Annotated in this window: 16 protein-coding genes; 6 read left to right on the forward strand and 10 right to left on the reverse strand. The window is 43.2% G+C overall.

All coding sequences use genetic code 11. The annotated features are described in order from the left end of the window. Nucleotides 1-122 precede the first annotated feature (122 nt). The 6 genes from ilvC to ilvD all read right to left on the reverse strand — a co-directional run bounded on the left by ilvC (nucleotide 123) and on the right by ilvD (nucleotide 8,135). A complete protein-coding gene (gene ilvC / locus AC23P2_RS10330) occupies nucleotides 123-1,166 on the reverse strand; it encodes a ketol-acid reductoisomerase (protein ID WP_487773109.1) in 1,044 nt (347 codons plus the stop codon). Between the two features lie 251 nt (nucleotides 1,167-1,417). Beyond that, complete coding sequence (locus AC23P2_RS10335) at nucleotides 1,418-2,557, reverse strand: hypothetical protein (RefSeq protein ID WP_487773110.1); 1,140 nt, start codon at nucleotides 2,555-2,557, stop codon at nucleotides 1,418-1,420. Between the two features lie 35 nt (nucleotides 2,558-2,592). Then, nucleotides 2,593-3,129, reverse strand: coding sequence for an acetolactate synthase small subunit (ilvN, locus tag AC23P2_RS10340; protein WP_487773111.1), 537 nt, complete (start codon nucleotides 3,127-3,129; stop codon nucleotides 2,593-2,595). Nucleotides 3,130-3,138: 9 nt separating this feature from the next. Beyond that, the gene (gene ilvB, locus AC23P2_RS10345) at nucleotides 3,139-4,911 is read right to left on the reverse strand and encodes a biosynthetic-type acetolactate synthase large subunit (RefSeq protein ID WP_487773112.1); all 1,773 of its coding nucleotides are present in this window, start codon (nucleotides 4,909-4,911) and stop codon (nucleotides 3,139-3,141) included. A gap of 422 nt (nucleotides 4,912-5,333) precedes the next feature. Beyond that, entirely contained in the window at nucleotides 5,334-6,329 is a 996-nt protein-coding gene (locus AC23P2_RS10350; RefSeq protein ID WP_487773113.1) for a hypothetical protein, read from the reverse strand. 120 nt (nucleotides 6,330-6,449) lie between these two features. Then, the gene (gene ilvD, locus AC23P2_RS10355) at nucleotides 6,450-8,135 is read right to left on the reverse strand and encodes a dihydroxy-acid dehydratase (protein ID WP_487773114.1); all 1,686 of its coding nucleotides are present in this window, start codon (nucleotides 8,133-8,135) and stop codon (nucleotides 6,450-6,452) included. 465 nt (nucleotides 8,136-8,600) lie between these two features. Between ilvD and AC23P2_RS10360 the strand changes: the two genes are divergently transcribed. Continuing rightward, nucleotides 8,601-8,864: a SemiSWEET transporter gene (locus tag AC23P2_RS10360; protein ID WP_122933981.1), complete on the forward strand. Its 264-nt coding sequence runs from the start codon at nucleotides 8,601-8,603 to the stop codon at nucleotides 8,862-8,864. Between the two features lie 71 nt (nucleotides 8,865-8,935). On the opposite strand, the gene pyk is transcribed toward AC23P2_RS10360, so the two are convergent. After that, complete coding sequence (gene pyk / locus AC23P2_RS10365) at nucleotides 8,936-10,393, reverse strand: pyruvate kinase (protein ID WP_487773115.1); 1,458 nt, start codon at nucleotides 10,391-10,393, stop codon at nucleotides 8,936-8,938. Nucleotides 10,394-10,417: 24 nt separating this feature from the next. Beyond that, nucleotides 10,418-12,934, reverse strand: coding sequence for a replication restart helicase PriA (gene priA / locus AC23P2_RS10370; RefSeq protein ID WP_487773116.1), 2,517 nt, complete (start codon nucleotides 12,932-12,934; stop codon nucleotides 10,418-10,420). A 110-nt stretch (nucleotides 12,935-13,044) separates the two neighbouring features. Between priA and AC23P2_RS10375 the strand changes: the two genes are divergently transcribed. Both AC23P2_RS10375 and AC23P2_RS10380 read left to right on the forward strand, forming a co-directional pair. Then, nucleotides 13,045-13,467 carry a helix-turn-helix domain-containing protein gene (locus AC23P2_RS10375; protein ID WP_487773117.1) on the forward strand — a complete coding sequence of 141 codons (423 nt, stop codon included), beginning with the start codon at nucleotides 13,045-13,047 and terminating at the stop codon, nucleotides 13,465-13,467. Nucleotides 13,468-14,054: 587 nt separating this feature from the next. After that, on the forward strand, nucleotides 14,055-18,212 hold the full coding sequence (locus AC23P2_RS10380) for an SdrD B-like domain-containing protein (protein WP_487773118.1): 4,158 nt from the start codon (nucleotides 14,055-14,057) through the stop codon (nucleotides 18,210-18,212). Nucleotides 18,213-18,219: 7 nt separating this feature from the next. Here AC23P2_RS10380 and AC23P2_RS10385 read toward each other — a convergent pair whose 3' ends face one another. Together AC23P2_RS10385 and AC23P2_RS10390 are read right to left on the reverse strand one after the other, a co-directional pair. After that, a complete protein-coding gene (locus AC23P2_RS10385; protein WP_487773119.1) occupies nucleotides 18,220-18,816 on the reverse strand; it encodes an aminotransferase class IV in 597 nt (198 codons plus the stop codon). Continuing rightward, nucleotides 18,767-19,801 (reverse strand): aminodeoxychorismate synthase component I, encoded by a 1,035-nt coding sequence (locus tag AC23P2_RS10390; protein WP_487773120.1) that lies wholly within the window; start codon nucleotides 19,799-19,801, stop codon nucleotides 18,767-18,769. The genes AC23P2_RS10385 and AC23P2_RS10390 overlap by 50 nt, the downstream gene beginning before the upstream one ends. A 26-nt stretch (nucleotides 19,802-19,827) precedes the next feature. On the opposite strand from AC23P2_RS10390, the gene AC23P2_RS10395 reads away from it, so the two are divergent. From AC23P2_RS10395 to AC23P2_RS10405, 3 genes are all read left to right on the forward strand, one after another. Further along, nucleotides 19,828-20,919: a BamA/TamA family outer membrane protein gene (locus tag AC23P2_RS10395; RefSeq protein ID WP_487773121.1), complete on the forward strand. Its 1,092-nt coding sequence runs from the start codon at nucleotides 19,828-19,830 to the stop codon at nucleotides 20,917-20,919. A 2-nt stretch (nucleotides 20,920-20,921) separates the two neighbouring features. After that, nucleotides 20,922-21,629, forward strand: coding sequence for a TIGR04283 family arsenosugar biosynthesis glycosyltransferase (locus AC23P2_RS10400; RefSeq protein ID WP_487773122.1), 708 nt, complete (start codon nucleotides 20,922-20,924; stop codon nucleotides 21,627-21,629). 77 nt (nucleotides 21,630-21,706) lie between these two features. Next, on the forward strand, nucleotides 21,707-22,714 hold the full coding sequence (locus tag AC23P2_RS10405; protein ID WP_183975019.1) for a transaldolase family protein: 1,008 nt from the start codon (nucleotides 21,707-21,709) through the stop codon (nucleotides 22,712-22,714). The last annotated feature ends 77 nt before the right edge of the window (nucleotides 22,715-22,791 follow it).

Genomic DNA, 22,791 nt, shown 5'->3' on the forward strand with positions numbered 1-22,791 from the left:
GAAGTTGGGTAGTTGCAAAAATCCCCCGAAGTTACATAACTCGGGGGATTTTCTATATTCTCAAATAAAGATACTATAACAACCTCGGCAAGGGTTTGAACGGGTTATCGAGGTTAATAGTATTAGTTACGCTCTGGACGCAAGCTGCGAACAGCTGCCCCTGCTTGCCACATTTCAGAATCACGAAGCTCGGCCAATTCTACTTCAAGTTTCTCGCGGTAGTCTGACTGCGAGTTACGAGTGATTGAGATGTTGGCTTGCTCGCCTGATTTTACTGAGTTGTAAAGTTGTTGGAACACAGGCTTAGTCGCTTCTTTGAAAGGCTTCCACCAGTCAAGCGCACCACGTTGAGCGGTAGTTGAGCAGTTAGCGTACATCCAGTCCATTCCGTTTTCAGCTACCAATGGCATCAACGACTGCGTCAATTCTTCTACCGTTTCGTTGAACGCCTCTGACGGAGAGTGGCCGTTTTCGCGCAATACTTCGTACTGAGCCGCGAAAATACCTTGGATAGCGCCCATCAATGTTCCACGCTCACCTGTAAGGTCAGAAGTTACTTCACGGTAGAAGTCAGTTTCAAACAAGTAGCCTGAACCTACGCCGATACCCATTGCGATACACTTCGTACGGGCTTCGCCAGTAGCATTTTGGAATACCGCAAACGATGAGTTAAGACCTTTTCCTTCTACGAACAAACGACGGAGTGAAGTACCTGAGCCTTTAGGAGCTACCAAGAATACGTCCACGTCAGCTGGAGGAACGATACCTGTTTGGTCATTGTATGTCACCCCGAATCCGTGTGAGAAATACAACGACTTACCAGCAGTCAAATATTTTTTAACGGTTGGCCACAATTCGATTTGGGCTGCATCCGATAACAAGAAACAAATGATTGTACCTTTTTCCAAGGCTTCTTCGATTTCGAAAAGTGTTTCGCCTGGTACCCAACCATCAGCGATTGCCTTGTCGTATGTTTTGCCTTTACGCTGACCAACGATGACGTTGAAGCCGTTGTCGCGCATGTTAAGGCCTTGGCCTGGACCTTGAACACCGTAACCGATTACCGCGATAGTTTCGTTTGCCAATACTTCACGAGCTTTCTCTAAAGGAAATTCTTCGCGGGTTACTACTTCTTCTACGGTCCCGCCGAAATTGATTTGTGCCATTGAATTGATTTGTTTATTTGGGTAATACAATAACTGTGGTTTTATTTCTTCTGCCAACTAAGCAACAACGATACCCGTTCAGGTAGTTGAATGCCATTCTTAATAAAGATATTTTCACTGTTGAAAATACCGTAAAATACTTTTTGAAAAACTGACCGTTCATAACGGTAAAATCTGAACCTGCTTTTTCAATTTTTTGATGGTGAAGCGGCAATAACCGCACTTGGAGCGAGCTTTTTTGCCATATGATGCTAAGGGAATGAGATAGGAAGCATAAGTGAAATGAGGGTACTTACTATCAACAAATAGGTGAGCTGGGAGACAGGAATGTGCTTTCGTAAGGTGGAAAGCATGAAAAAGAAAATCATGTAACCAAACGAAAGCGACCGTGTGCCATCGGCAACCATGATACCAATGGCTGCGGTAGCCATAAAACACCCTAGCAGCAACCCAAACGTGAGCCAATCTTTGAGCATAACCAAAACGGTCATGCCTGCAAAAATAATTAGCCAAAATCCTTCAAAGCCTCGCGTAAACTTATCTCCTAAAATACTCAAACTCCACCAAGTAGTACGGTGAGAAAGCGCATTGTCATGGCCTACTTTTAAGCCATAGGTGCTTGATAGCCATTGCCTAACAATCAAATACAAACCTGCACTTACCACCAATGCTACTGCCTGAAGAGGAATTTGTTTTAGGCGAAATTGTTTGGTTTCAATTACTTCTTTTAGCACTGGAAGCACAAACCATAACCCCAAGTAGGAGGAGTTGATGATGGCTCGTTCGTCGCACCAAAAAGCCAATTGGGTAAACAAAAGCATCCAAAACGGGTTACGTAGGTAAAAAGCCAATGCTAAAAAACAAAACGGAAACACATCGGCATGACCCAGGTAATTGATGTAAAAATTAGCACCTGCATAAATGGACGTAAAGCCTGTCAGGAAATAAAACACCAATAACCGACTTTGGAGAATTTGGTAGGTGATTTGAATAACTAACCACAAAAATACCAATCCTACAATGACATGAAGCAAGTATAAACCTGCGACATTGAGGTGCAAGGCATACGCAATGAGTGGTACGGTAAGTCGAAACGTTTGATTGGCTTCGTGTGAGCCTGCTTCGTAATCTTTGGGTGTCAATGGGTCAGCACCTTGCTTGATGATGTCGTCCCAAAAAAAACCACCTATCGACCCAGGGTGACGCATTTCTTGGTATAAATCGCGAAAGCCACGGTCAACAAAGATGAAATTGAATACCAACAAAGTACTCACTGAAATAGCCAAGGATAAAAATAATACCTTGAATTGCCAGAATCTACTGTCAAAGAACGCTTTAAGTCGGGCTTCTAATCCCTTAAAAGGAGTAGTGAGAGATTGCAGTTGTTCCATGTATTAATTTGAAAAGAACTGCAAATAACGCACTTTTATACGTAATACTCCCAATGTACTTCTTCGGGTAGGTATTCGACCAAGCCAGCTGGAGTTTTTCCAACGGCTACTCTACCTGATTTTACGAACTCTAAAATACCATACGACTTGATGTAGCGGAAGAAATCCAAGATTTCGTTTTCATTGCCCGCTTTTTCAATCACTACGTAGTCAAGTCCCCAATATACCACCCACGCCTTGTAAATTTTGTTGATGGTTTCGATGTCTATCGGTTTGCCACCAATGGGCGTAGCGACTTTAAAGAGGGCAATTTCGTTATAGACGATTTCGTCATCTAAATAACCAAACACGGCAAGTACTTCGACGACTTTCCGAATCTGACGAACAAGTTTTTCGACTTCTTCGCGTTTGTCGTGTTTGATGGTAATGGTATAACGCGACACGCCTTGGCGTTCGGTTTCGGATACGGTCAGGCTTTCAATATTGATACGACGACGGGTAAAGATGACCGTAATCTTATTCAATAACCCAAAGGTATTTTCTGTGAATATACAAATTGTGTAAGTGGTCATAGCCCTCGTTTAGTCTAAGCGGATATCGGCAACGGCCGCACCCGCAGGTACCATTGGGAAAACGTTTTCTTCTTTTTCAACTATCACTTCCAACAAGTAAGGTTTGTCTGACTGGAGAAGGCGGTCGAGTGATTCGCCCAAATTCTCGCGGTCTGAGCAGGTATGTCCAGCAATTCCAAAACCTTTGGCAATGGTGACAAAATCGGGGTTTTGAAGCTCCACAAACGAGTAGCGTTTTTCAAAAAACAACTGTTGCCACTGACGTACCATGCCTAAGTAATTGTTGTTGAGGATAATCAACTTCACAGGGAGGCCACTTTGCGCAATGGTCCCAAGTTCTTGAATGGTCATTTGGAAACAACCATCACCAATAAAGGCAACAACTTCGCGCTCAGGAGCGCCTTTTTTAGCACCAAAAGCGGCAGGAATGGCAAAACCCATGGTTCCGAGGCCGCCCGAAGCGATATAGGAGCGAGGGTTTTTGAATTTGTAATAACGCGCCGCAATCATTTGGTGTTGACCTACATCGGCAATTACGCACGCTTCCCCATTGGTTTTTTCAGAAAGCATATTTACTACCTCTGCCATTTTGATTTGGCCTTCGGGAGTAAGCTCACGTTGCGTAATTTTTTGGTTTTCGATGAGATCGTATTTTTTGAACTCATTACGCCAAGCGGCATGATTATTTTGCTTGACTAATGGCAAAAGACGCTTCAAGGTTTCTTTGGCATCCCCAACCACGGGCGCGTCTGCCTTGATGATTTTATCAATTTCGGCGGGGTCAATTTCAATATGAATGACTTTGGCTTGGCGAATGTACTTGGTCGCATCGCCTGTTACGCGGTCATCAAAACGCATTCCGATCGCAATTACCACGTCGGCTTGTGTCGTTAAGACGTTTGGTCCGTAGTTGCCGTGCATTCCGAGCCAACCCACGTAATTAGGGTGGTCAATTGGCATGGCCGAAAGCCCGAGAAGGGTACTCGCACATGGGATATCGGTTTTTTCAGCAAAGGCTTTTAGTTCTTCTTCGGCTCCCGAAATCAGCACCCCTTGACCAAACAAAACATAGGGGCGTTGGGCGTTATTGATAAGCTGTGCTGCCCTTTCGAGGTGCTCATCTTTCGGAATGACGCGGGGTTTATAGCTGGCCAGCGTCTCTACTTTTTTGTATTCGTAGGGTTTGGTCATCGGGCTCACTTGCGCGTCACGCGTGAAGTCGATGACTACTGGGCCAGGTTTGCCTGATTTAGCAATGTAAAAAGCTTTGGCGATGATAGCTGGAACATCGTCGGCGTTGGTAATCTGGTAATTCCACTTGCAGACGGGGGTAGTTACGCCAATAATGTCCGTTTCTTGAAATGCGTCGGTACCTAACAGCGTTGACTTTACTTGTCCGATAATGCAGACCAACGGCGTGCAGTCGATGATGGCATCGGCGATAGGCGTGACTAAGTTGGTGCCCCCTGGGCCAGATGTTACCAAGCAGACCCCAGGCTTGCCACTGGTACGAGCATAGCCTTGTGCCGCATGACCTGCTCCTTGCTCGTGACGCACTAAGATGTGGTCAAGGCGGTCGGTGTAGTCAAAAAGGGCATCGTAGGTAGGCATGATAGCTCCCCCTGGGTAGCCAAAAATCACCTCTGTCCCTTCGGCAATAAGCGACTCCATAAGGGCTTGCGCCCCCGACAAATAGCGTGGAGCCTCAGCTTGCGCTGGTGTCTGTACTTCTTCGAGCGTAGCGGCATCTTGCGCAGCTACCATAGTCATGTAATTTCCCATGGTTTTGGGGATTTTATGTGTTCAATGACTTGTATTTCAACTTAGGTACCTTCAAAAAATCACTATCATTGGTAGATAGTAAAGTATGGATAGCCTATCATCTAAGTAACGACTGTAACCAGATGTATCAATTAAATATCCCGCTCCCATTCGTTGCGAATATTTTTTAAAAAATCATCCATTTCCTTCTTTCCTTTCGCTGGTAAATGAGCAAGTGCTCCACGAAAACGTCTAAGGTCATTTTTGATTTTTTTAACGGACGCCTCGTTGAGAGGGAGAATAATCACCTCAACTTGGTCACCAAGAATAAACTCTTCTGGTAACTCTAAACTTATGGTTCACCCTATAGGCTTTACTATTTCTCTATGTGCGTTCATTAGGATTTAATTGTAAATTTAAATGTAACAAAAAATTTCCCCATGCTACTTACATATAGTTGTACCTGTTGATTTCGTGTAACTCCCATCTCTTTCATGATATATTGATTCAATACTATTTCCATATTCATCATAAATAATCTCACTAAATAAATATGCTTCATCAAATTTAGGGTAAAGTGGTTGATATGTAAGATGTTTTGCAATATTTCCCCTAGAATCATATTGGTATTCCTCCCTTAACATTAATTCATTCATTCGTGTTTCAGATCGTTCGGCAACTAACTCTCTTATTATTTTCCCTTGCTCATTATATTCATAATGGGTGTCATTATGTAATATATTATCGATGTATATTTCTTTTTTTACTAATAAGTTTTTGTGATTATATTCGTATTTTGTATAAGAATTTCCTTTTATACTTTGCAGAAGATTTTTATTGTTATCATAGTAAAAAAACTCTGTTGTGTTGTTTTTTTTTGTTCCATTAATATCAATCGAAGTCGTCTTTTTTATTAAATCATCAAAATTGTTATATTCATAAGTCTTTATTTCCAAATAATTTGTTAAGTTGACTTTGGTAGTCTGTAATAGAATATTGCCTTTAGAGTTATATTCAATCGTAATATATTTTTCCTTATGAATATTTTTCTCCTTTAGTAACTTACCAAATATGTTAAATTGCCTTCTAACACTATCTAACTCGTCTCTGTCAAAAATTATTGATTCTTTTAATTCTTGATTATCGTGGAAAGCTCTTACCTCTTTTAATTTTCCATCCAACTTTATTGTTGTCTTTATAAGGTTACCATAATTGTTATATTCATTTAATCTTGTCTCAATTAATATGCGCTCACTACCATCTTCGGAATACTCAAAAGTAGTGGCTTTTACTAAATTTAAATTTGTATCAAAATCTCTATTTACACGACTAACCATTTTGCCATTTTTGTATAATATACCTGTTGTATATACACATTTTAATTCTTTTTGTCCCAACTCTATAAAATTGAGCAAAAGAGTAAAAAATAATGACTTCATAAATAGTGACTTTATTGTTTTATGTCAAATCTAAATTTATGTTCTTATTTTAGACGGTTATTATAGTTACTCAATTCTAATTGTAGATTATTCTAAATCAGAATTGAGTAACTTATGACACTACGCTTCGTCCGTTACGCAACCCTCACTTGCCGATTTCACATTGCGGATGTACTTACCTAATGTACCTCTTGTAAACGGAGGCTCTGGTTGTTTCCAAAGCTTACGACGCTCAGCCAATTCTTCGTCGGATACGTGCAATTGGAGTACGTTGTTGACGGCATCAATCGTAATTTTATCGCCATCTTGTACTAATCCAATGTTTCCGCCAAGGTAGGCTTCAGGTGTGACGTGACCGACCACGAAACCGTGCGTTCCTCCTGAGAAGCGGCCGTCGGTAATCATCGCGATTTTATCACCAAGTCCAGCACCCATTACTGCCGAAGTAGGTTTAAGCATTTCGGGCATTCCTGGGCCGCCTTTCGGGCCTTCGTTGCGAATCACAAGTACGTGGCCTGCCTTCACTTCGCCTTTAGAAATGAATTCAATCACTTCTTCTTCGCGCTCACATACTTTGGCAATTCCCTCAAAACGCTCGCCTTCTTTGCCCGTAATTTTTGCTACAGCACCGCCCGTTGCCAAGTTCCCGTACAAAATTTGCAAGTGCCCCGTTGGTTTAAGAGGTGTTTCGAGCGGGAAGATAATCTTCTGGGTATCAAAACTTAATTCAGGGACATCTTCTAAGTTTTCGGCAATGGTTTTGCCCGTTACGGTCAAACAATCACCGTGGAGAAGTCCTTTTTGGAGGAGGTATTTCATGATGGCTGGTACACCACCAATTGCCAATACATCTTCCATGTAGTACTTGCCTGATGGCTTGAGGTCAGCAATCAATGGTGTACGATCCGAAATATCTTGAATATCTTTCAATGTGAAATCAACTTCGGCCGCGCGGGCAATGGCCAAATAGTGCAATACGGCGTTGGTTGAGCCACCAAGTGCCATGACTACCGTAAGGGCATTCTCAAACGCTTTGCGCGTCATGATGTCGCGTGGGCAGATATTTTTTTCGAGCAACTGCTTCATGGCTGCGCCGATGGCAATACACTCTGCTTTTTTACCTTCGTGCGTAGCAGGGTAGGTCGAAGAGTTGGGAAGGGTAAGTCCCATGGCTTCCATCGAACTAGCCATTGTATTGGCTGTGTACATCCCACCGCAAGCTCCAGCGCCTGGGATTGCGTTTTGAATCACACCTTCGTAATCTTCGTCCGAGATGGTTCCCGCAAATTTCTTTCCAAGGGCTTCAAACGCGGAGATAATATCAAGTTTTTGACCTTTGTATTCTCCCGTACGGATAGTTCCTCCGTACACGAGCATTCCTGGACGGTTGAGACGAGCGAGGGCCATCATGGCGCCTGGCATATTTTTGTCACAACCTACAACCGCAATTACGCCGTCGTACCATTGTGCACCTACTACGTTTTCAATCGAATCGGCAATGAGGTCACGCGAGGGGAGCGAGTAGCTCATTCCAGCATTTCCGTTGGTCATTCCGTCAGATACTCCAATGGTGTGGAAGATAAGCCCCACCATACCGTTTTCTTGAATTCCTTTTTTGACGTGCACCGAAAGCCCGTTAAGGTGCATGTTACAAGTATTTCCTTCGTAACCCGTACTTGCAATCCCGATTTGGGCTTTTTGCATGTCTTCTTGGGTTAGACCTACTCCGTAAAGCATGGCTTTAGCGGCGGGGTTGGTTACTTCTTGGGTAAGTGTGCGGCTGAATTTGTTTAGTTGCTCTGACATGATAGAAAGGTTTTTTACAAAAAAGCCTCACTCGTTGTTGGTGTGAGTGAGGCTTTGGAGGGCAATCGGGTTTCACTCACACCGTTTGGATGCTAATAATGAGGACCACGACCACGCCTGTTATAGTGAACATTTTAAAGCAAATTTTTTCTATGAGCGAAATTACGCTAATTGCGTAATTGCGTTACAAATAAATAGGGTTGGTTTTTATTTTCCAAACAAAAGTCGTTTTTTTTGCTTGCGGACAATAAAAAAGCCCCTTCTTGGTGTGAGAAGGGGCTTTTTTGTTTTGTGGACACACGCGCCTTGCTCACACCCTTGAGGGGATAATAATTGAGACGAGAATGACACTATTTTTTGTTCTGATAATCATTTATTGTATTATTTAAAGAACTTTGCGTTGATAAGAAACTTTTTCTATAACTTTTCCGATAAATAGTAAAAAGGACTCAAATACACAAAGCCATGTTAGAGACATTAGGGTACATCGCAGGAATTTTGACGACGGTTGCCTTCGTTCCACAAGTGATGCAAATATATCGAACAAAATCGGCAAAGGACGTTTCTTTGGCCATGTTTTTACTTTTTACCGTGGGCGTAGCGCTTTGGTTAGCCTACGGACTGATGACGCATTCATTTCCAGTTGTCGCTGCCAATACCGTTACTTTGATGCTTTCTTTCGTGATTCTGTATTTTAAGTGGAAATACAGCAAAACATCAAACACCTAGAAAAGAAGAAGGGCAACAACGCTGCTGCGTCATTGCCCTTTTTTCCTTTTATTTCAATCAGGTCTTTCTGATTATTCAACAATGCTTAGCTTCACTGCATTTGTTTTACGATGCTCTGTGACAGGCATGCTGAGGGTATTGACAAAGACGTCACCTGATTGGAGCGCGCCTTTCTCAACCAATACTTTTTTGATGTCTTCGATGAGGTCGTCGCTTGAAAGACCTTCGCGGTCGTAATAAATAGCTTTTACTCCCCAATACAAAGAAAGCGTGTCAATCAATCGTTGGTTAGAAGTAAAGACGTATAAATTGGCCTCTGGGCGGTGGTGCGACAAACGGAACGCAGTATAGCCCGAACGAGTTACCCCAATGATTGCCTTAGCTTGGGTATCACGTGCCAAACGACAAGCACTCATGACGACGTTGTCGTTGAGGACATTAGCGCTGCTGTGGTCATTAACTGCCGCGTGGTGCTTGAAGTAAATTTTGGTTTCTTTGGCATCTTTCGCGGCTTCGGTTTCTTCCACTCGCTTGATGGTCTGGGCCATGCTTGTTACGGCTTCTACAGGGTATTTTCCAGAAGCAGTTTCTGCGCTCAACATCACTGCATCGGCGCCATCGAGAACGGAGTTGGCAATGTCGTTGATTTCGGCACGCGTCGGGCGTGGTGCGTCAATCATACTTTCCAACATCTGCGTAGCCACGATGACAGGCTTGGCGGCACGGTTACATTTCTCTACAATCATTTTCTGAATCATAGGTACTTCTTCGGCAGGAAGCTCAACCCCCAAGTCGCCGCGAGCTACCATGATAGCATCCGTAATAGCGATGATTTCGTCGATATTATCAATCGCTTCTGGCTTTTCGATCTTAGCTACTACGCGGCAGTTTTTACCTTTCGACTTGATATAGTCTTTTACTTCTTGAATGTCAGAAGCATAGCGTACAAATGAAAGTGCAATCCATTCTACGTCGTTTTGAAGACCAAATTCCAAGTCCTCGTAGTCTTTTTCAGTCACCGATGGCATCGAAACCTTGGTATTAGGAAGGTTTACGCCTTTTTTCGATTTCAAAATCCCGTCGTAAATAACTTCGGTCACCACGTCTGTTCCTTCAATACCAACTACTTTTACTTCGAGTTTTCCGTCGTCCATCAAAATCCGCTCACCCATGCGCACGTCGCGGTACATACCTTTATAAGGTGTACTCACGCGCTCAGAGGTACCGATGATTTCTTCGTTGGTAAAAACTAATTTTTGTCCTGCCGTAATTTTCACACCGTCTTTGTGTTCTACGTTACCGATGCGAATTTTAGGGCCTTGCAAATCTTGTAAAATTCCGACGCTAAAACCGTATTTTGCATTGTTCTCACGAATGCGGTTGATACGTTCTTGGTGGTCGGCATGAGTGCCGTGAGAGAAATTGAGACGAAATACGTTTACTCCTGCTTGTACTAATGCTTGGAGCATTTCAGACGTTTCGGAAGCAGGACCTACGGTAGCAACAATTTTAGCTTTTTTGTCAATCATCGTGTTAGGTTTTGATGGGTACAATCACAGGCAATCTACATCTATAGTCACGTCGGTACCTTTTAAGGTCTTGTCCGTCAGAATATCCGTAACTTTTTCGAGTATAAAAGCCTTTGCGGCCCTAAAATTAACTTTTTCGCGCTCGAGTTTTATAAGAATGTCAAACAAAAACCTATTTCGTATGCGTTCGACCAGTGGTGGTTGGGGGCCTAAAACCCTATCTTCACCCATTTTTTCGAGTAAAAGCTGGGTCAATTTTTGGGCTGATTGTAGGGCGGTTGTTTGGTCAAAGTGATTGACTGTCAGTTTGATAAGTCGGGTAAAGGGTGGGTACTTGAAGTTCTCTCTTTCCTTGATTTCCTCCTCGTACATCCCGATATAATCGTTCGTAATAATTTTTTGTAAAATCTTTTGTGAAGGGTTCCCTGTTTGAATCAAAACCCGCCCTTTTCGGTCGGCGCGGCGTCCTGCACGCCCACTTACCTGCGTGATAAGTTGAAAGGCGCGTTCGGCCGAGCGGAGGTCAGGAAAATGAATCATTCGGTCGGCGTCAAATACGCCCACCGTGCTGACATTTTCAAAGTCAAGCCCTTTGCTGATCATTTGGGTGCCCACCAAAATATCAACGTTGCCCTGTTCGATGTCCTCAATCATCTCTTTGTACGCATTTTTGGCGCGGGTAGTGTCCAAATCCATGCGGGCAATGCGGGCCGTTGGAAAGAAAATTTTGAGCTGGTCTTCCAACTTTTCAGTGCCAAAGCCTACCGTTCTTACTTTGGTAGAACTGCAACTTGGGCATAGCTTGGGTACTTTCTCTTTGTGACCACAATAATGACAACGCAGTTCGGCGTCTTTTTGGTGATAAGTAAGGCTAACCGCGCAGTTTTCACATTCGCCAATCCACCCACATTCTTGACATTGTAAATAGGAAGAATAACCGCGTCGGTTTTGGAAAATAATACTTTGTTCGTTTCGATTGAGTGCTTCTTGGAGTTCGTTGATTAAAACAGAAGAAAACTCAAACTTCATTTTTTTACTCTTACGTTCTTTTTTTGTATCAATCAGCACAAACTCGGGCAAGTTGGCCTTACCATAACGTTCGAGCAATTGCACAAAACCATAGCGTCCATTGAGGGCTTGATAATAGGATTCGAGCGCTGGCGTGGCCGAGCCTAGCAGCACCTTGGCTTGCTGGCGTTGGGCGGCGACAATGGCGACATCGCGCGCGTGGTAGCGCGGGGCTGGGTCGTATTGTTTGTAAGAACTTTCGTGTTCTTCATCAACAATAATAAGCCCAAGACTGTCGAAAGGTAAAAAAATAGCCGAACGTACACCCACCACCAACTGAAACTGGCCAGAAACTACCCCTTTCCAAACTTCTACGCGCTCGTTGTCGGAGAATTTGGAATGGTAAATGCCGAGTTTATCCCCAAAGACTTTTTTGAGGCGAACCACAATTTGGGTTGTGAGGGCAATTTCGGGCAATAGAAACAAGACTTGCGAGCCACTTGCGAGTACTTGTTGGGCTAAATTAATATATACTTCCGTTTTTCCGCTTCCTGTAACACCATGCAGCAAAACAGTGTCTTTGGATTGGAATTGGGTAATGATTTCGTCAAAAGCGCGCTGTTGAGCGGTGGTGAGGTGGATGTTGGTACCTTCCGAAAAATCAGGAGCCACATCAGCAAAGCGTGAAACTGTAATCTCAAACTCTTCGAGCGTACCTTTTTTGATCAGCGTACTTAATGCCGAATCGGAGAAAGCATCGTTTTGGGTGAAAAAACTCTTTTCAAGCCCCGCGCGATTAGAATAAGGCACATTTTGAATCGGAATTTGGCTGACATAGCTCATGATAATTTCCTGTTGTTTGGGAAACTTATCAAGTTGGGCAATCAGCTCCATCAGGTTTTCGCGCGTCTCAAAACGACCATTGAGCTTGACTTTTTTGAGCACTTTGGGCTTGTATTTTTCTTTAACTTCTTCAAAAAGAATAATGGCCCGCTTGCCAATAAGCGACTTAATGATGTGGTTGATGTTTGTCGCACCTACACGCTTCTCGACCTCTTCGTAAGTGAGCGATTGGTACTTTTTGATTTCCTCCAAAAGATTGGCTTCTTCTTCTGTCAACAAATCGTAGTACTCAAAGTCAGGGTTATACTGAATTTTGGATTGGCTAGTAATTTTCAAACCAGAGGGAAGGGCTACGTTTAGTACTTCACCCACCGTACACAAGTAGTAGTCGGCAATCCAATGAAAAAGTTCGATTTGATAAGGTGTTACTAATGGCTCATCGTCAAGGAGTTCGGCGATGTACCTTGCTTGGTATTTTGTAGGAGGCGTCTGGTGGATTTTTGCCACGACACCCGTCACTACTCTATTTTTGCCAAAAGGTACTACTACTCTGGCACCATTTTTGATGAATGGATTTATCACCCTTGGAACCCGATAGGTGAATAACTGGGCTACAGGCACGGGCAAAATTAGGTCGGCAAACAGAGTTATCTCTTCTGAGCCAAAATCGTCGTTTTCTGCAATCTGCACGTTGTTTTCAACCGAATGTACGATGCAAGATAGCGCTTTCCCCGCAAAAACTTCAAGCTGGCAAGATATTAGACATAATGGGTTATGTCTAATATCACTTTTACCCCTCTATGAAAATTATGAACTTGGAAATGATTCAACGGTACCATGACCTGGAGGCCGACGACCCAAAGCTACGGCGTCTTACAGGACTTAAACGCTCAGAATTTGAGCTTCTTCACGGGTATTTTCGAGATGCTTGGAACGCCTATTTTGCAGAGTACACCCTCGACGGTGTGGCGAGACTCAGGCAGGCGTCGGTTCGGAAAAATAGCATTTTTGGAGATACCCATGACGCGCTTCTTTTTGGCCTTATTTATCTAAACGGAAATTTGAGACAAGACCAACTGGCAACTTTCTTTGGAATTGACCAACCCAAAGCTAGTAAATACTTGAGCCTTATTCAGCGGATTTTACTTCAAGTGATTGAGGCCACGCCCCGAGCAGTGCCTAAAAGAAGGCTGGATAAATTCTTGGATATGCTTTCCAAATGAAATGAATATACCCCGTCTCAAAAAGTGTACCGATAGGTGGTAAAATGAAAACGGGGTTTATGTTTTTCTTGGAGCTAACTAATTGATTGGCATTGTTTTTGTGGCGAGAATAATTTCTAAAGTTAGCTCATTTGTAGGGGGTATTTTCCCTAAAGAACAGATAGTTGATTTTGAGTAAATGGTCATAAGTGTCTATAAATAAAAGCGTTAGCTTGTGGGGGAGAGCTGGGAAATTTTTATGGATATTTTTTTAGTGACAGGCCAGAGAGTGGCAAGGTAATTGAAATACCATTATGTCGAATAGAGATGTTAAGAAACATAAACCGATTTTCTAATTTCTTTATATACAAAATAGATAAAGTAGAAAAAATAACAATGGGATATAATTCGCCGAAGGGTTTTTTCGGGCATCTCAAAAAGTAATTTTCTAACCCAGCCAGATGAACAAATTAGACCAAAACCGTTCAAGGTACTTGGTAAAAGTGCTTTGATTACCCCAAATTTTTTTAAAAATGAAAAGGATTTTACACCTTATTATGAAGGCAAACCACTTTTCTTACTTTTTAGTGAGTACACTATTAATGGTAATGATAGCCAATCTCGCCCATTCTCAGGTGAGGGGGGTAGTGTATATCGACTACGATTTGAATGGAAAACGAACTGCCGTTAGCCCTACAGAACCTGGCGTCGCGGGCGTTAGGGTACAATTGTTTGTAGGGAAGAACCCCACACCTTTTACAACAACTACCAATGCCTTGGGAGAATATTCTTTCACCCAAAGCCAAGTACCCGTTGATAGCATGGCGCGGGTTGAATTTAGCGATTTCCCCGAGACGTTTTCGCCAAGTATGGTAGGCTTACAAAATGCGACAGATGTCCAGTTTGTAAAAGCTCCATCATTGCAAACAGACCTCGGAATTGCCAACGATGACGAGTTTTGCCCTGCCGCAAAAGAGCTGCGGGTTACCACGGCTTGTTATGTGATGGGTGACCCGCTCGCGGGAGGCTCGGCAGGAGATGACCCAGCCCTTATTTTGTTTGATCACAAAGCAAGTGGATTGGCAGGAGTTGATGATTTCTCAATGGTGAAATTAGCGACTGCGGCGCAGATTGGTTCTACTTGGATTGCTTCCTTTCAACGCGATTCACGTCGAATGTTGGTTGGAGCCATTGTACGACGCCACGTGGGTTTGGGGCCTTTGGGTACAGGTGGGTTCTATTATGTTGACTTGGCAAATGGTAATCAGGTAAAAGAGTTCTTGGATGTAAAAACAATTGGAATTGATACGGGACCTGACCCTCACCTTGATCCTATTACAGGACTCAGTATTTTGCCTGCATCCAAAACAGCCCGAAGCCGCGATTCGCTTTCTTTCCACATGGCGGGAAAAGTGGGGATGGGTGGGGTGCAGCTATCACGCTATCAGGATACACTTTATTTAATCAATTTGTATGACAAAAAACTATATAGCTTTAATGTAGGAAAGCCCCTTGCTGCTCCTCAGTCAATAGCTGCTGCTAATATAAAAAGTTATACTATTCCTAATCCCAATTGTTCTAACGGCGATTTTGCTCCGTGGGCGCTAAAATATTACCGTAACAAAATGTATCTTGGCGTGGTATGTACCGCCGAAACTTCACAGAAAAAGGAAGACTTAAAAGGAGCAATTTACGAGTTTAACCCTAAAACTTCTCAGTTTAAAAATATCTTTGAATTTCCACTCGGTTATAAGCGCGACCCACTTGACGGAACGCAAGGCTGCGATACCATCAATAGTTGGAAACCGTGGTCTGGAATTTTTCCAAAACAATGTAATTACCCGCTTGGCTCGCCCGATCCAAAGAGTGCTTTCTTGGTTAATCCTCAACCAATTATTTCAGACATTGACTTCGATGATGATGGTTCAATGTTTATTGGGATGCTAGATAGAGGTGGCTTACAAACAGGGCAAAACCAGCCAGGTATTGCGGCGGATGATACACTCAACTACTACGGATTTATGAGCGGAGACTTGCTCCGTGCACAACGTAATCCTGATGGCTCATACAGCATGGAAAGCAATGGTGTTTCTGGGCCGTACGTAGCTGATGGCCCAAGTGGTCCAGGAGTTGAAAGTGCCCATGATAAAGATGCAGGCCCAGGTGGTGGGGAGTTTTTCTTTGAAGATTACTGGATTAACAGCCAAGATTCGGTAGGACACGCAGAGCTTACCAACGGGGGTATTTTTAAAATCCCAGGCGACGATGAAATCTTTACTTCAGCCTTTGACCCGCTTCACAAGGTATATTTAGCAACAGGATTTTTGGTATTTGATACCAAAACAGGAAAGCGTAAAAGAGGATATGCCGTTTATTCCATCCGTGAAGGGTCGCTTGGAAAATCAGGAGGGGTAGGTGACTTGACCGCCGCTTGTGAGCCTTCGCCACTTTCTGTTGGGAATCGTGTTTGGTTTGATGTCGATCGAGATGGTATTCAAGACCCGAATGAACCTGGTGTGGATGGCCTTGTATTGACACTCCATGATATGCAAAATGGTGGAACGGAAGTAGGCCGCGATACCACAGCTAACGGTGGACAGTTTTATTTCTCTGATTTTAATGTAACGGGCGGTTTGAAAAGAAATCACCTGTACGAAATACATCAAAGTACGCTTCAAATCTTAGGAACTGGGGCTGCTAATGTCCTCCAAGCAGCCCAAGCGGCAGGGATAAAAGTCTCCAACCTGCCAGCCAATGTGCCTGCTTCGGCAAACATTTTCAGGGCAAATGCTGACGAAAACACAGTAGCTAAGTTAGTGAAACTGGTGCCAATAGATAGTTTAATGCCAACAAGCAATTTACGTAACTCAGATGCGGTTTATAATGCCGACTCTTCGGCCGCGATAATTGCGTTTAAAACGGGTAACAATAGCGAGAATAATTATACCTTCGACATTGGTTGGATGCTCAATTTACCGCCTGCTTCGATGGGGGATTATGCTTGGTATGATTTGAACCGAAATGGTATTCAAGACCTTAGAAAAGATCCTTTTGGAACGATATTAGGGCCAGAGCTTCCTGCCAAGGGAGTAATCATGGAATTGTACGATACCAGCGATACTTTTGTCAAATCAGATACAACGGGCGTGGACGGTAAATACCACATCGGTGACGTCCCCGCAGGTGATTACTATGTGAAGTTTAATCCTGTGTCGTATCCTGCCCCAGATTTTGTCGTTGCAGATTTAAACAAAGGAACAAATGATTCTTTGGATAATGACCTCGAACGAGCGGTGTACAAATCTTCGACTTTTACTTTAGCTCCTAATCAGCATGATCCCCGTTGGGACATTGGATTTTTTCGAACAACTTCACCTGAGATTTCTGATCCATGTGCTTGTGATTCAACGATTTTATACTTGCCAGGAGATGATATATATACAAAGTACGTATATCGAGAAAAAGTGACGATAAAAGCAACTCCAGGGGGGAAATGGGCGATTATTCCGTTTGATGCCAAGAAAAATGTATATACTTACGGCCTTTATGAAGACGATGGCGAAGGCTACATTGATTCCATTGATTTAAGTAAAAAGAATTATTTCTTTACCGAAGTACCAGATTCGCTAGGTTTATATGAATTTAAGTTTGCGCATAAATCTCAAGATGGCTATGCTTTGGCGGCTACCGACGGCGTTGATACGCTGAGTATTGGGGCTATTTGTTACGAAGTCAAAGAACAATACGATATGCGACTGGACACGCTCTGTGCCAATGGCGATAAGATTCAGTTAGAACGAAACTTCCCGAATGGAAAAGCAACTTACTACTTTATCGCTGATTCGGCCTTTGTGTTTAGAGATGGTTTTAATGAATTTACCTTGATTGAGGATGCCGTAGCTAGGGGATCAATTACCGAATTGGATCCCAAATTGTACCGCCCTAACTCGGTCATTAGTTTGTACATGAAGTGGGAGCCAAATGGCATAGCAGACAAGAAAGGAGCGTGCCAAAAATCAATGATTCTGAATATCACTATAAGCAATAGTGGCACTTGTACTCCTTTTAAAGACCTAGAACTTACCAAAACACTGGTAGGTGACTGCCGACGAGAGGTGGGGAATACGGTACAGTTTAAGATAGCCGTAACCAATAAAAGTGTAAGTGGCACTCCTGCCGCCGACAGTGTTTATGTACAGGATTATTTGCCCGCCAACTTTACGTTTGTCAGTGCAACGTCAACAAGCGGTGTATTCAATCAGCAAACTTTGAAGTGGGGGCCGTTGAAGCTCAATCCAGGTCAAACGGATACCCTGACTGTTTCTGTCAAAATCAACAATACGGGAGGCTTTATTGGTGGGTCGATTTGTAACGAAGCCGAAATTGTATCAATGGTAGGTTTGGACAGCGACTCTCAGCCAGGAAACAAAGTCATTACTGAAGATGATTACGGCATTGCTTGTGTAAGTGTGCCACTGAAAATATGTCCTGAAAGACGCGATACGGTGATTATCTCTGCCCCAGCGGGTTATCAGACATACCAATGGTTTAAAAATGGTACAAAAATTGACAGTGCTACTTCGCAGACCTTAGAAGTGGGCGATGTAGGCTCTTATACCGTTGAGGTATCCGACGGGCAATGTCCAACCAAAAACTGCTGCCCTGCGATTGTGGAAGCAGAGTGTATTTGCCCAGAAGATATTTGCATCCCTATGATTATTAAGAAGACGAAAGCTAAAAATAAGGCGCTAGTACCGCCTAAATAATGAACAATTAGAAAATACTCCTCAGTGGGATGTGGGGAGTAGTTTCAAAATCTAACATCGAATTGATGATTCGGGCAGAAACGTACCTTGGTAGGTCTTCTGTCCGAATTTTTTTTTCTACAATTTTTCCTTGTTCTAACAAAAATGAACGCTGCGTACCCGCGAGTAAAAAAGTTGTAGGAGTAACCCACTGTCGTTCATCCCAAAAAACGATATTGGCGTACGACGTATCGGTAAGGTGGCCGTTTTTGACAATGAGCACATCGTCGGCCGTACCTTTTTGAGTAGCAAGTGCATTCAAACTGCTTCGGTCTTGGTACTTAAATGAGTACGAAATGTCGTTGGCCTCTACAAGTCGAAGCGATTGGATAGTACGAGGGTGGTAAGGCTCAAATTCAATTTTCTCAATCGAAAACCCATACGTGACACGGCACTTAAACAAACCCAACTGAAGGTTTTGAGGGATACTAATTTCTTGGGCCAACTCTTTGACCTGAACGCCTTCAAAATGATGAAGTTGGGTGCGGTACATGCGCTCATTGTGAAAGCGGATGTTAGACAACTGCCCGTTGAAAAGCCGAAGGGTTTCGATGAATAGTGGCATTAGAAATAGGTAAATAGATTTTGTCAATCATTTCTTGGTACTCGATATGGACTTGGCTACGGGCTGTGATGCCTCCACCACTTTTAAAGATGAGCTGTTCTCCCGATTGTTCAATAAAACGGATGAGTACGCCGCTGTCAACATTTTCACCATCAAATATTCCCGCAACTCCTGTGTAATAGCCGCGCTCATAGCCTTCAGCACGTTGGATAATATCTAACGTACTTGGCTTGGGAGCGCCGCTGATTGAGCCTGCGGGTAATAATTGAAACAACCACGTCCCGAGAGAATCTTGCCAGTTGGAGGACATGGTGCCTGCAATTTCAGAACTTACTTGCAAGAGCGACTTTTGGTTGGTTTCGAGTTTGTCCAAATAACGGTAGCGTTCGACCCACACTTTATCAGCAATCATACTGAGGTCATTGCGGATCAAATCAACGATGGTAGCGTGTTCGGCAGCCTCTTTTTTATCGTTCAAAATGACCTGTGCTGCCTCGGGTAAAGTGGCATCTATGGTTCCTTTCATGGGAAAAGACGCAATTCGAGTACCTTTTACCTGCACGAAAATTTCGGGTGAAAAACAAACAAAATGGTCTTTCCACCATAAACGATATTTAGCATTGCTCTGTAAAAAAATCGTTTTTAGTGAGAGGTTCGTATGTATTGGCGTAGGAATAGATAAATTTGTTAAAAAAGAATCGCCTCGTTTTAGGTGATTGGTGACCAATTCAAATTTGGGAAGATATTCCTCCAATGAAAGTGGTGATTTAGAAAATGTAAATGATTTGGGAGAATGCGAAGGCTTTTCAGTACAATTGTTTAACCCATTGAAATCAAATAAAATGACTTCGGGGTCAACTTCAGATAATGGTATGACTACGGGGCGCTTGGTTAAAAAATCAATAATGAACAAAAAAGGAGTACGTTGATGTCCCCAATAATTCATCGCCTCAATGGCTTCTTTAGCAGAAAATGTATTTGTCATAATGGATTAAACACCGATTAAGAGCAATGCGTTGTCGAATCTTTAAAAATATCCTGATTGTTAAAGTATTGACAGGATTCCTTTTGAGTGGGGTTTGTCTCCAAACTGCGTACAGCCAGCGAAAACAGTGGAATCTACTTCCATTTCCAGTGGTGTATTACACCCCCGAAACTCGTTGGGCGTATGGAGGTGCAATCACTTCGACGTTTCGTTTTCGTACAGATTCACTAAAAGCACGCCCCTCTCAATTGAGCCTTGGCATTGTATTCACCCAAGAGAAACAATCGCTTTACTATTTACCGTTCCAATTATTTCCGCAAAACGGGAAATATTATTTTTATGGTGAATTGGGCTTTTATCGGTACAATTACTATTTTTTCGGAATAGGGAAAGACGCTATTCCGAAGGAGCTCTACGGGGTAGATTTTCCACGGATTCGTTTGAATGCGTTTAAAAAAGTAAGCGCAAATACCTATCTAGGAGTGCGTTATCAGTATGAAGATTATCGTATTACAGAAACGGAATCTAATGGCGTATTTGCCCAAGGAAAAGTAGTAGGGGCGCCACGTTCACAAACTTCTGGCGTGGGGTTAGGATTGTTTTACGATTCCCGCGATGTTCTTTTTTACCCCACCAAAGGTGCGTTTGTGGATGCGGCCTACTGGTTACATTCTCCTATTTTTGGGGGAAATGTAACTTTCCAAAGGTTGACAGCCGATGCCGCCTTGTTTAAGAAGATAGGCGCTAAAATTATTGTAGCGGCAAATCTTTATGGTAGTCTAAATTGGGGTAACCCACCTTTTAATATGCTATCGGAAATGGGAGGAAGTAAGCGGATGCGTGGCTATTACCAAGGGCGATTCCGCGATAACAATGTGCTTCTAACGCAGGCCGAGATTCGGATAGATTTAATTGGTCGTTTGAAAGCGGTAGGGTTTACAGCTTTGGGGTTAATGGGCGCTTCCAAGCCCGTTCTTCGCTTCGCCGACCCCAAAATGTCGCATGGGGTAGGGCTTCGTTTTGTGGCCAACCGCAAAGATGCCCTCAATCTACGCATCGATTACGCGGTTGGGAGTGACGGAGGAAACTATTATTTTACAATTGGTGAAGCGTTTTGAATATGAATACTAAATTTATTTCGGTCATTGTACCAACCCTAAATGAAGAAAAAAACGTTTACAATTTGATTAATCGCCTTCAAAAACATGGCGATTGCTACGTGCTAGAAATTATTATCGTAGATGGCGGAAGTACAGATAACACCGTTTGTATAGCCCAAGAAGCAGGTGCTGTCGTTGTCCCAAATGCACCAAGAGGAAGAGCGATACAAATGAACCTAGGAGCAGCGCGAGCAGCGGGAGAGGTGCTCTATTTTGTTCATGCTGATACGCAAGTAGCCGAAAGTTTTGCCGATGACATTTACCAAGCTATTCAGGAAGGCTACCAAGCGGGCGGGTACCGTTTTCGGTTTGATTCTGATCGCTGGTTGTTAAAAATCAATAGCTATTGTACGCGGTTCGACGCGCTTTTTGTCCGAGGTGGTGATCAAACCTTATTCGTAACCAGCGCTTTGTTCAATAGTTTGGGAGGCTTTGATGAACGTTATGTCATTATGGAAGAATATGATTTTTTGCGTAAAATGTGGAAATCGCATCGCAAACTATTCAAACTAATCCCGAAAGAGGTGGTGGTATCGGCACGGAAATACGAAACAAATAGCTGGTTGAGCGTACAGTTGGCAAACTTAGTCGCCGTTCTTCAGTTTAAAATGGGACGAAGCCCGCAATACATTGCTCATTTGTACAAAAAGATGTTGAACTATCGCTAGCCTTCATTTTTTTTGCGACCTTTGCCGAAATTTTGTTCCGAAAACGGATAACTAAACAACGGACAAACCGACCAAAAATGGAATTATATCTTGATTCTGCCGATTTTAAAGAAATAGAAACGGCCTTCCAACTTGGGTTTTTAGCAGGTCTTACTACTACACCAACGTTTATGCACCGCGAGGGAGTTACCGACCTCGATGGCATGATTGTTAAATTGTCGAAAATTGTACCTGTTCTTCAGATTGAGGCGTTGGGTGATACCGCCGAAGACATTGTAAAAGATGCCGAGCGGCAATTGGAATTGGGCCTTGACCCAGCCAAAACCGTGTTTAAAGTGCCTGTTTCTCTTGAAGGAGTTCGTGCTTGTAAAATGCTTCGTGACCGTGGTATGATGGTAAATGTTCACTTGGTTTACACCATTCAACAAGCCTACATGGCCATGACTGCGGGAGCAAGCTACATTTGCGTATTGGCAGGACGTATGCAAGATCAAGGCTATGATGCCATTAAATTGATTGGCGAATGCGTCGAAATGGTTAACTTTTATGGCTCTTCGTCAAAAGTAATGTTTTCGTCGGTACGTAATGCCGAGCACGTTCGGAATGCACTTGACTTAGGTTGCCACACCATCACGGTGCCTTGGAAAATCATGAAAGTGTTGACTGAAAATAGCTTTACAGCCATTGGTACGCAGCAATTTGTGGAACACACGCGCCTAATCACAGTGACAGTAGGAGAAGCAATCAATGGTGTAAATCCATTGGTATCAGCAGATACCACGTTGGCAGATGCGATTGTAAAAATGACTGAGTTTGGTTTTGGTTCTGTAACGGTGACAAACGCCGACGGAAGCGTGAAAGGCGTATTTACTGACGGCGATTTGCGTCGTAAATTGTCGAGCGAAGGGCGTGATGTATTGAGCAAAGCCATCGGTGAGTTTGAATACAAAATGCCAGTTTCTATCGAAGCAACGGCCCTGTTGGATGCTGCCGCTGCACTTTTTAAGAAAACAAGCGTTGATACTATTTTAGTAACCGAAGGTGGCAAGCCTGTAGGAATGCTTGATATTCAAGATTTGAAATAATTACCTTGGTTATTTTGGCCAACATAGTACTATTTTACGAAACGGTTCGCCAATTTGGCGAACCGTTTACCATTCAC

The organism is Runella sp. R0.1_18, assembly GCF_057652155.1.

Coding starts and splice junctions, on each gene's coding strand:
- ilvN (WP_487773111.1), bottom strand. CDS start 3,129: ATGACCACTTACACAATTTGTATATTCACAGAAAATACCTTTGGGTTA.
- ilvB (WP_487773112.1), bottom strand. CDS start 4,911: ATGGGAAATTACATGACTATGGTAGCTGCGCAAGATGCCGCTACGCTC.
- AC23P2_RS10380 (WP_487773118.1), top strand. CDS start 14,055: ATGATAGCCAATCTCGCCCATTCTCAGGTGAGGGGGGTAGTGTATATC.
- ilvD (WP_487773114.1), bottom strand. CDS start 8,135: ATGTCAGAGCAACTAAACAAATTCAGCCGCACACTTACCCAAGAAGTA.
- ilvC (WP_487773109.1), bottom strand. CDS start 1,166: ATGGCACAAATCAATTTCGGCGGGACCGTAGAAGAAGTAGTAACCCGC.
- AC23P2_RS10390 (WP_487773120.1), bottom strand. CDS start 19,801: ATGACAAATACATTTTCTGCTAAAGAAGCCATTGAGGCGATGAATTAT.
- AC23P2_RS10395 (WP_487773121.1), top strand. CDS start 19,828: ATGCGTTGTCGAATCTTTAAAAATATCCTGATTGTTAAAGTATTGACA.
- AC23P2_RS10350 (WP_487773113.1), bottom strand. CDS start 6,329: ATGAAGTCATTATTTTTTACTCTTTTGCTCAATTTTATAGAGTTGGGA.
- AC23P2_RS10405 (WP_183975019.1), top strand. CDS start 21,707: ATGGAATTATATCTTGATTCTGCCGATTTTAAAGAAATAGAAACGGCC.
- AC23P2_RS10385 (WP_487773119.1), bottom strand. CDS start 18,816: ATGCCACTATTCATCGAAACCCTTCGGCTTTTCAACGGGCAGTTGTCT.
- AC23P2_RS10375 (WP_487773117.1), top strand. CDS start 13,045: ATGAAAATTATGAACTTGGAAATGATTCAACGGTACCATGACCTGGAG.
- AC23P2_RS10360 (WP_122933981.1), top strand. CDS start 8,601: ATGTTAGAGACATTAGGGTACATCGCAGGAATTTTGACGACGGTTGCC.
- pyk (WP_487773115.1), bottom strand. CDS start 10,393: ATGATTGACAAAAAAGCTAAAATTGTTGCTACCGTAGGTCCTGCTTCC.
- AC23P2_RS10335 (WP_487773110.1), bottom strand. CDS start 2,557: ATGGAACAACTGCAATCTCTCACTACTCCTTTTAAGGGATTAGAAGCC.
- AC23P2_RS10400 (WP_487773122.1), top strand. CDS start 20,922: ATGAATACTAAATTTATTTCGGTCATTGTACCAACCCTAAATGAAGAA.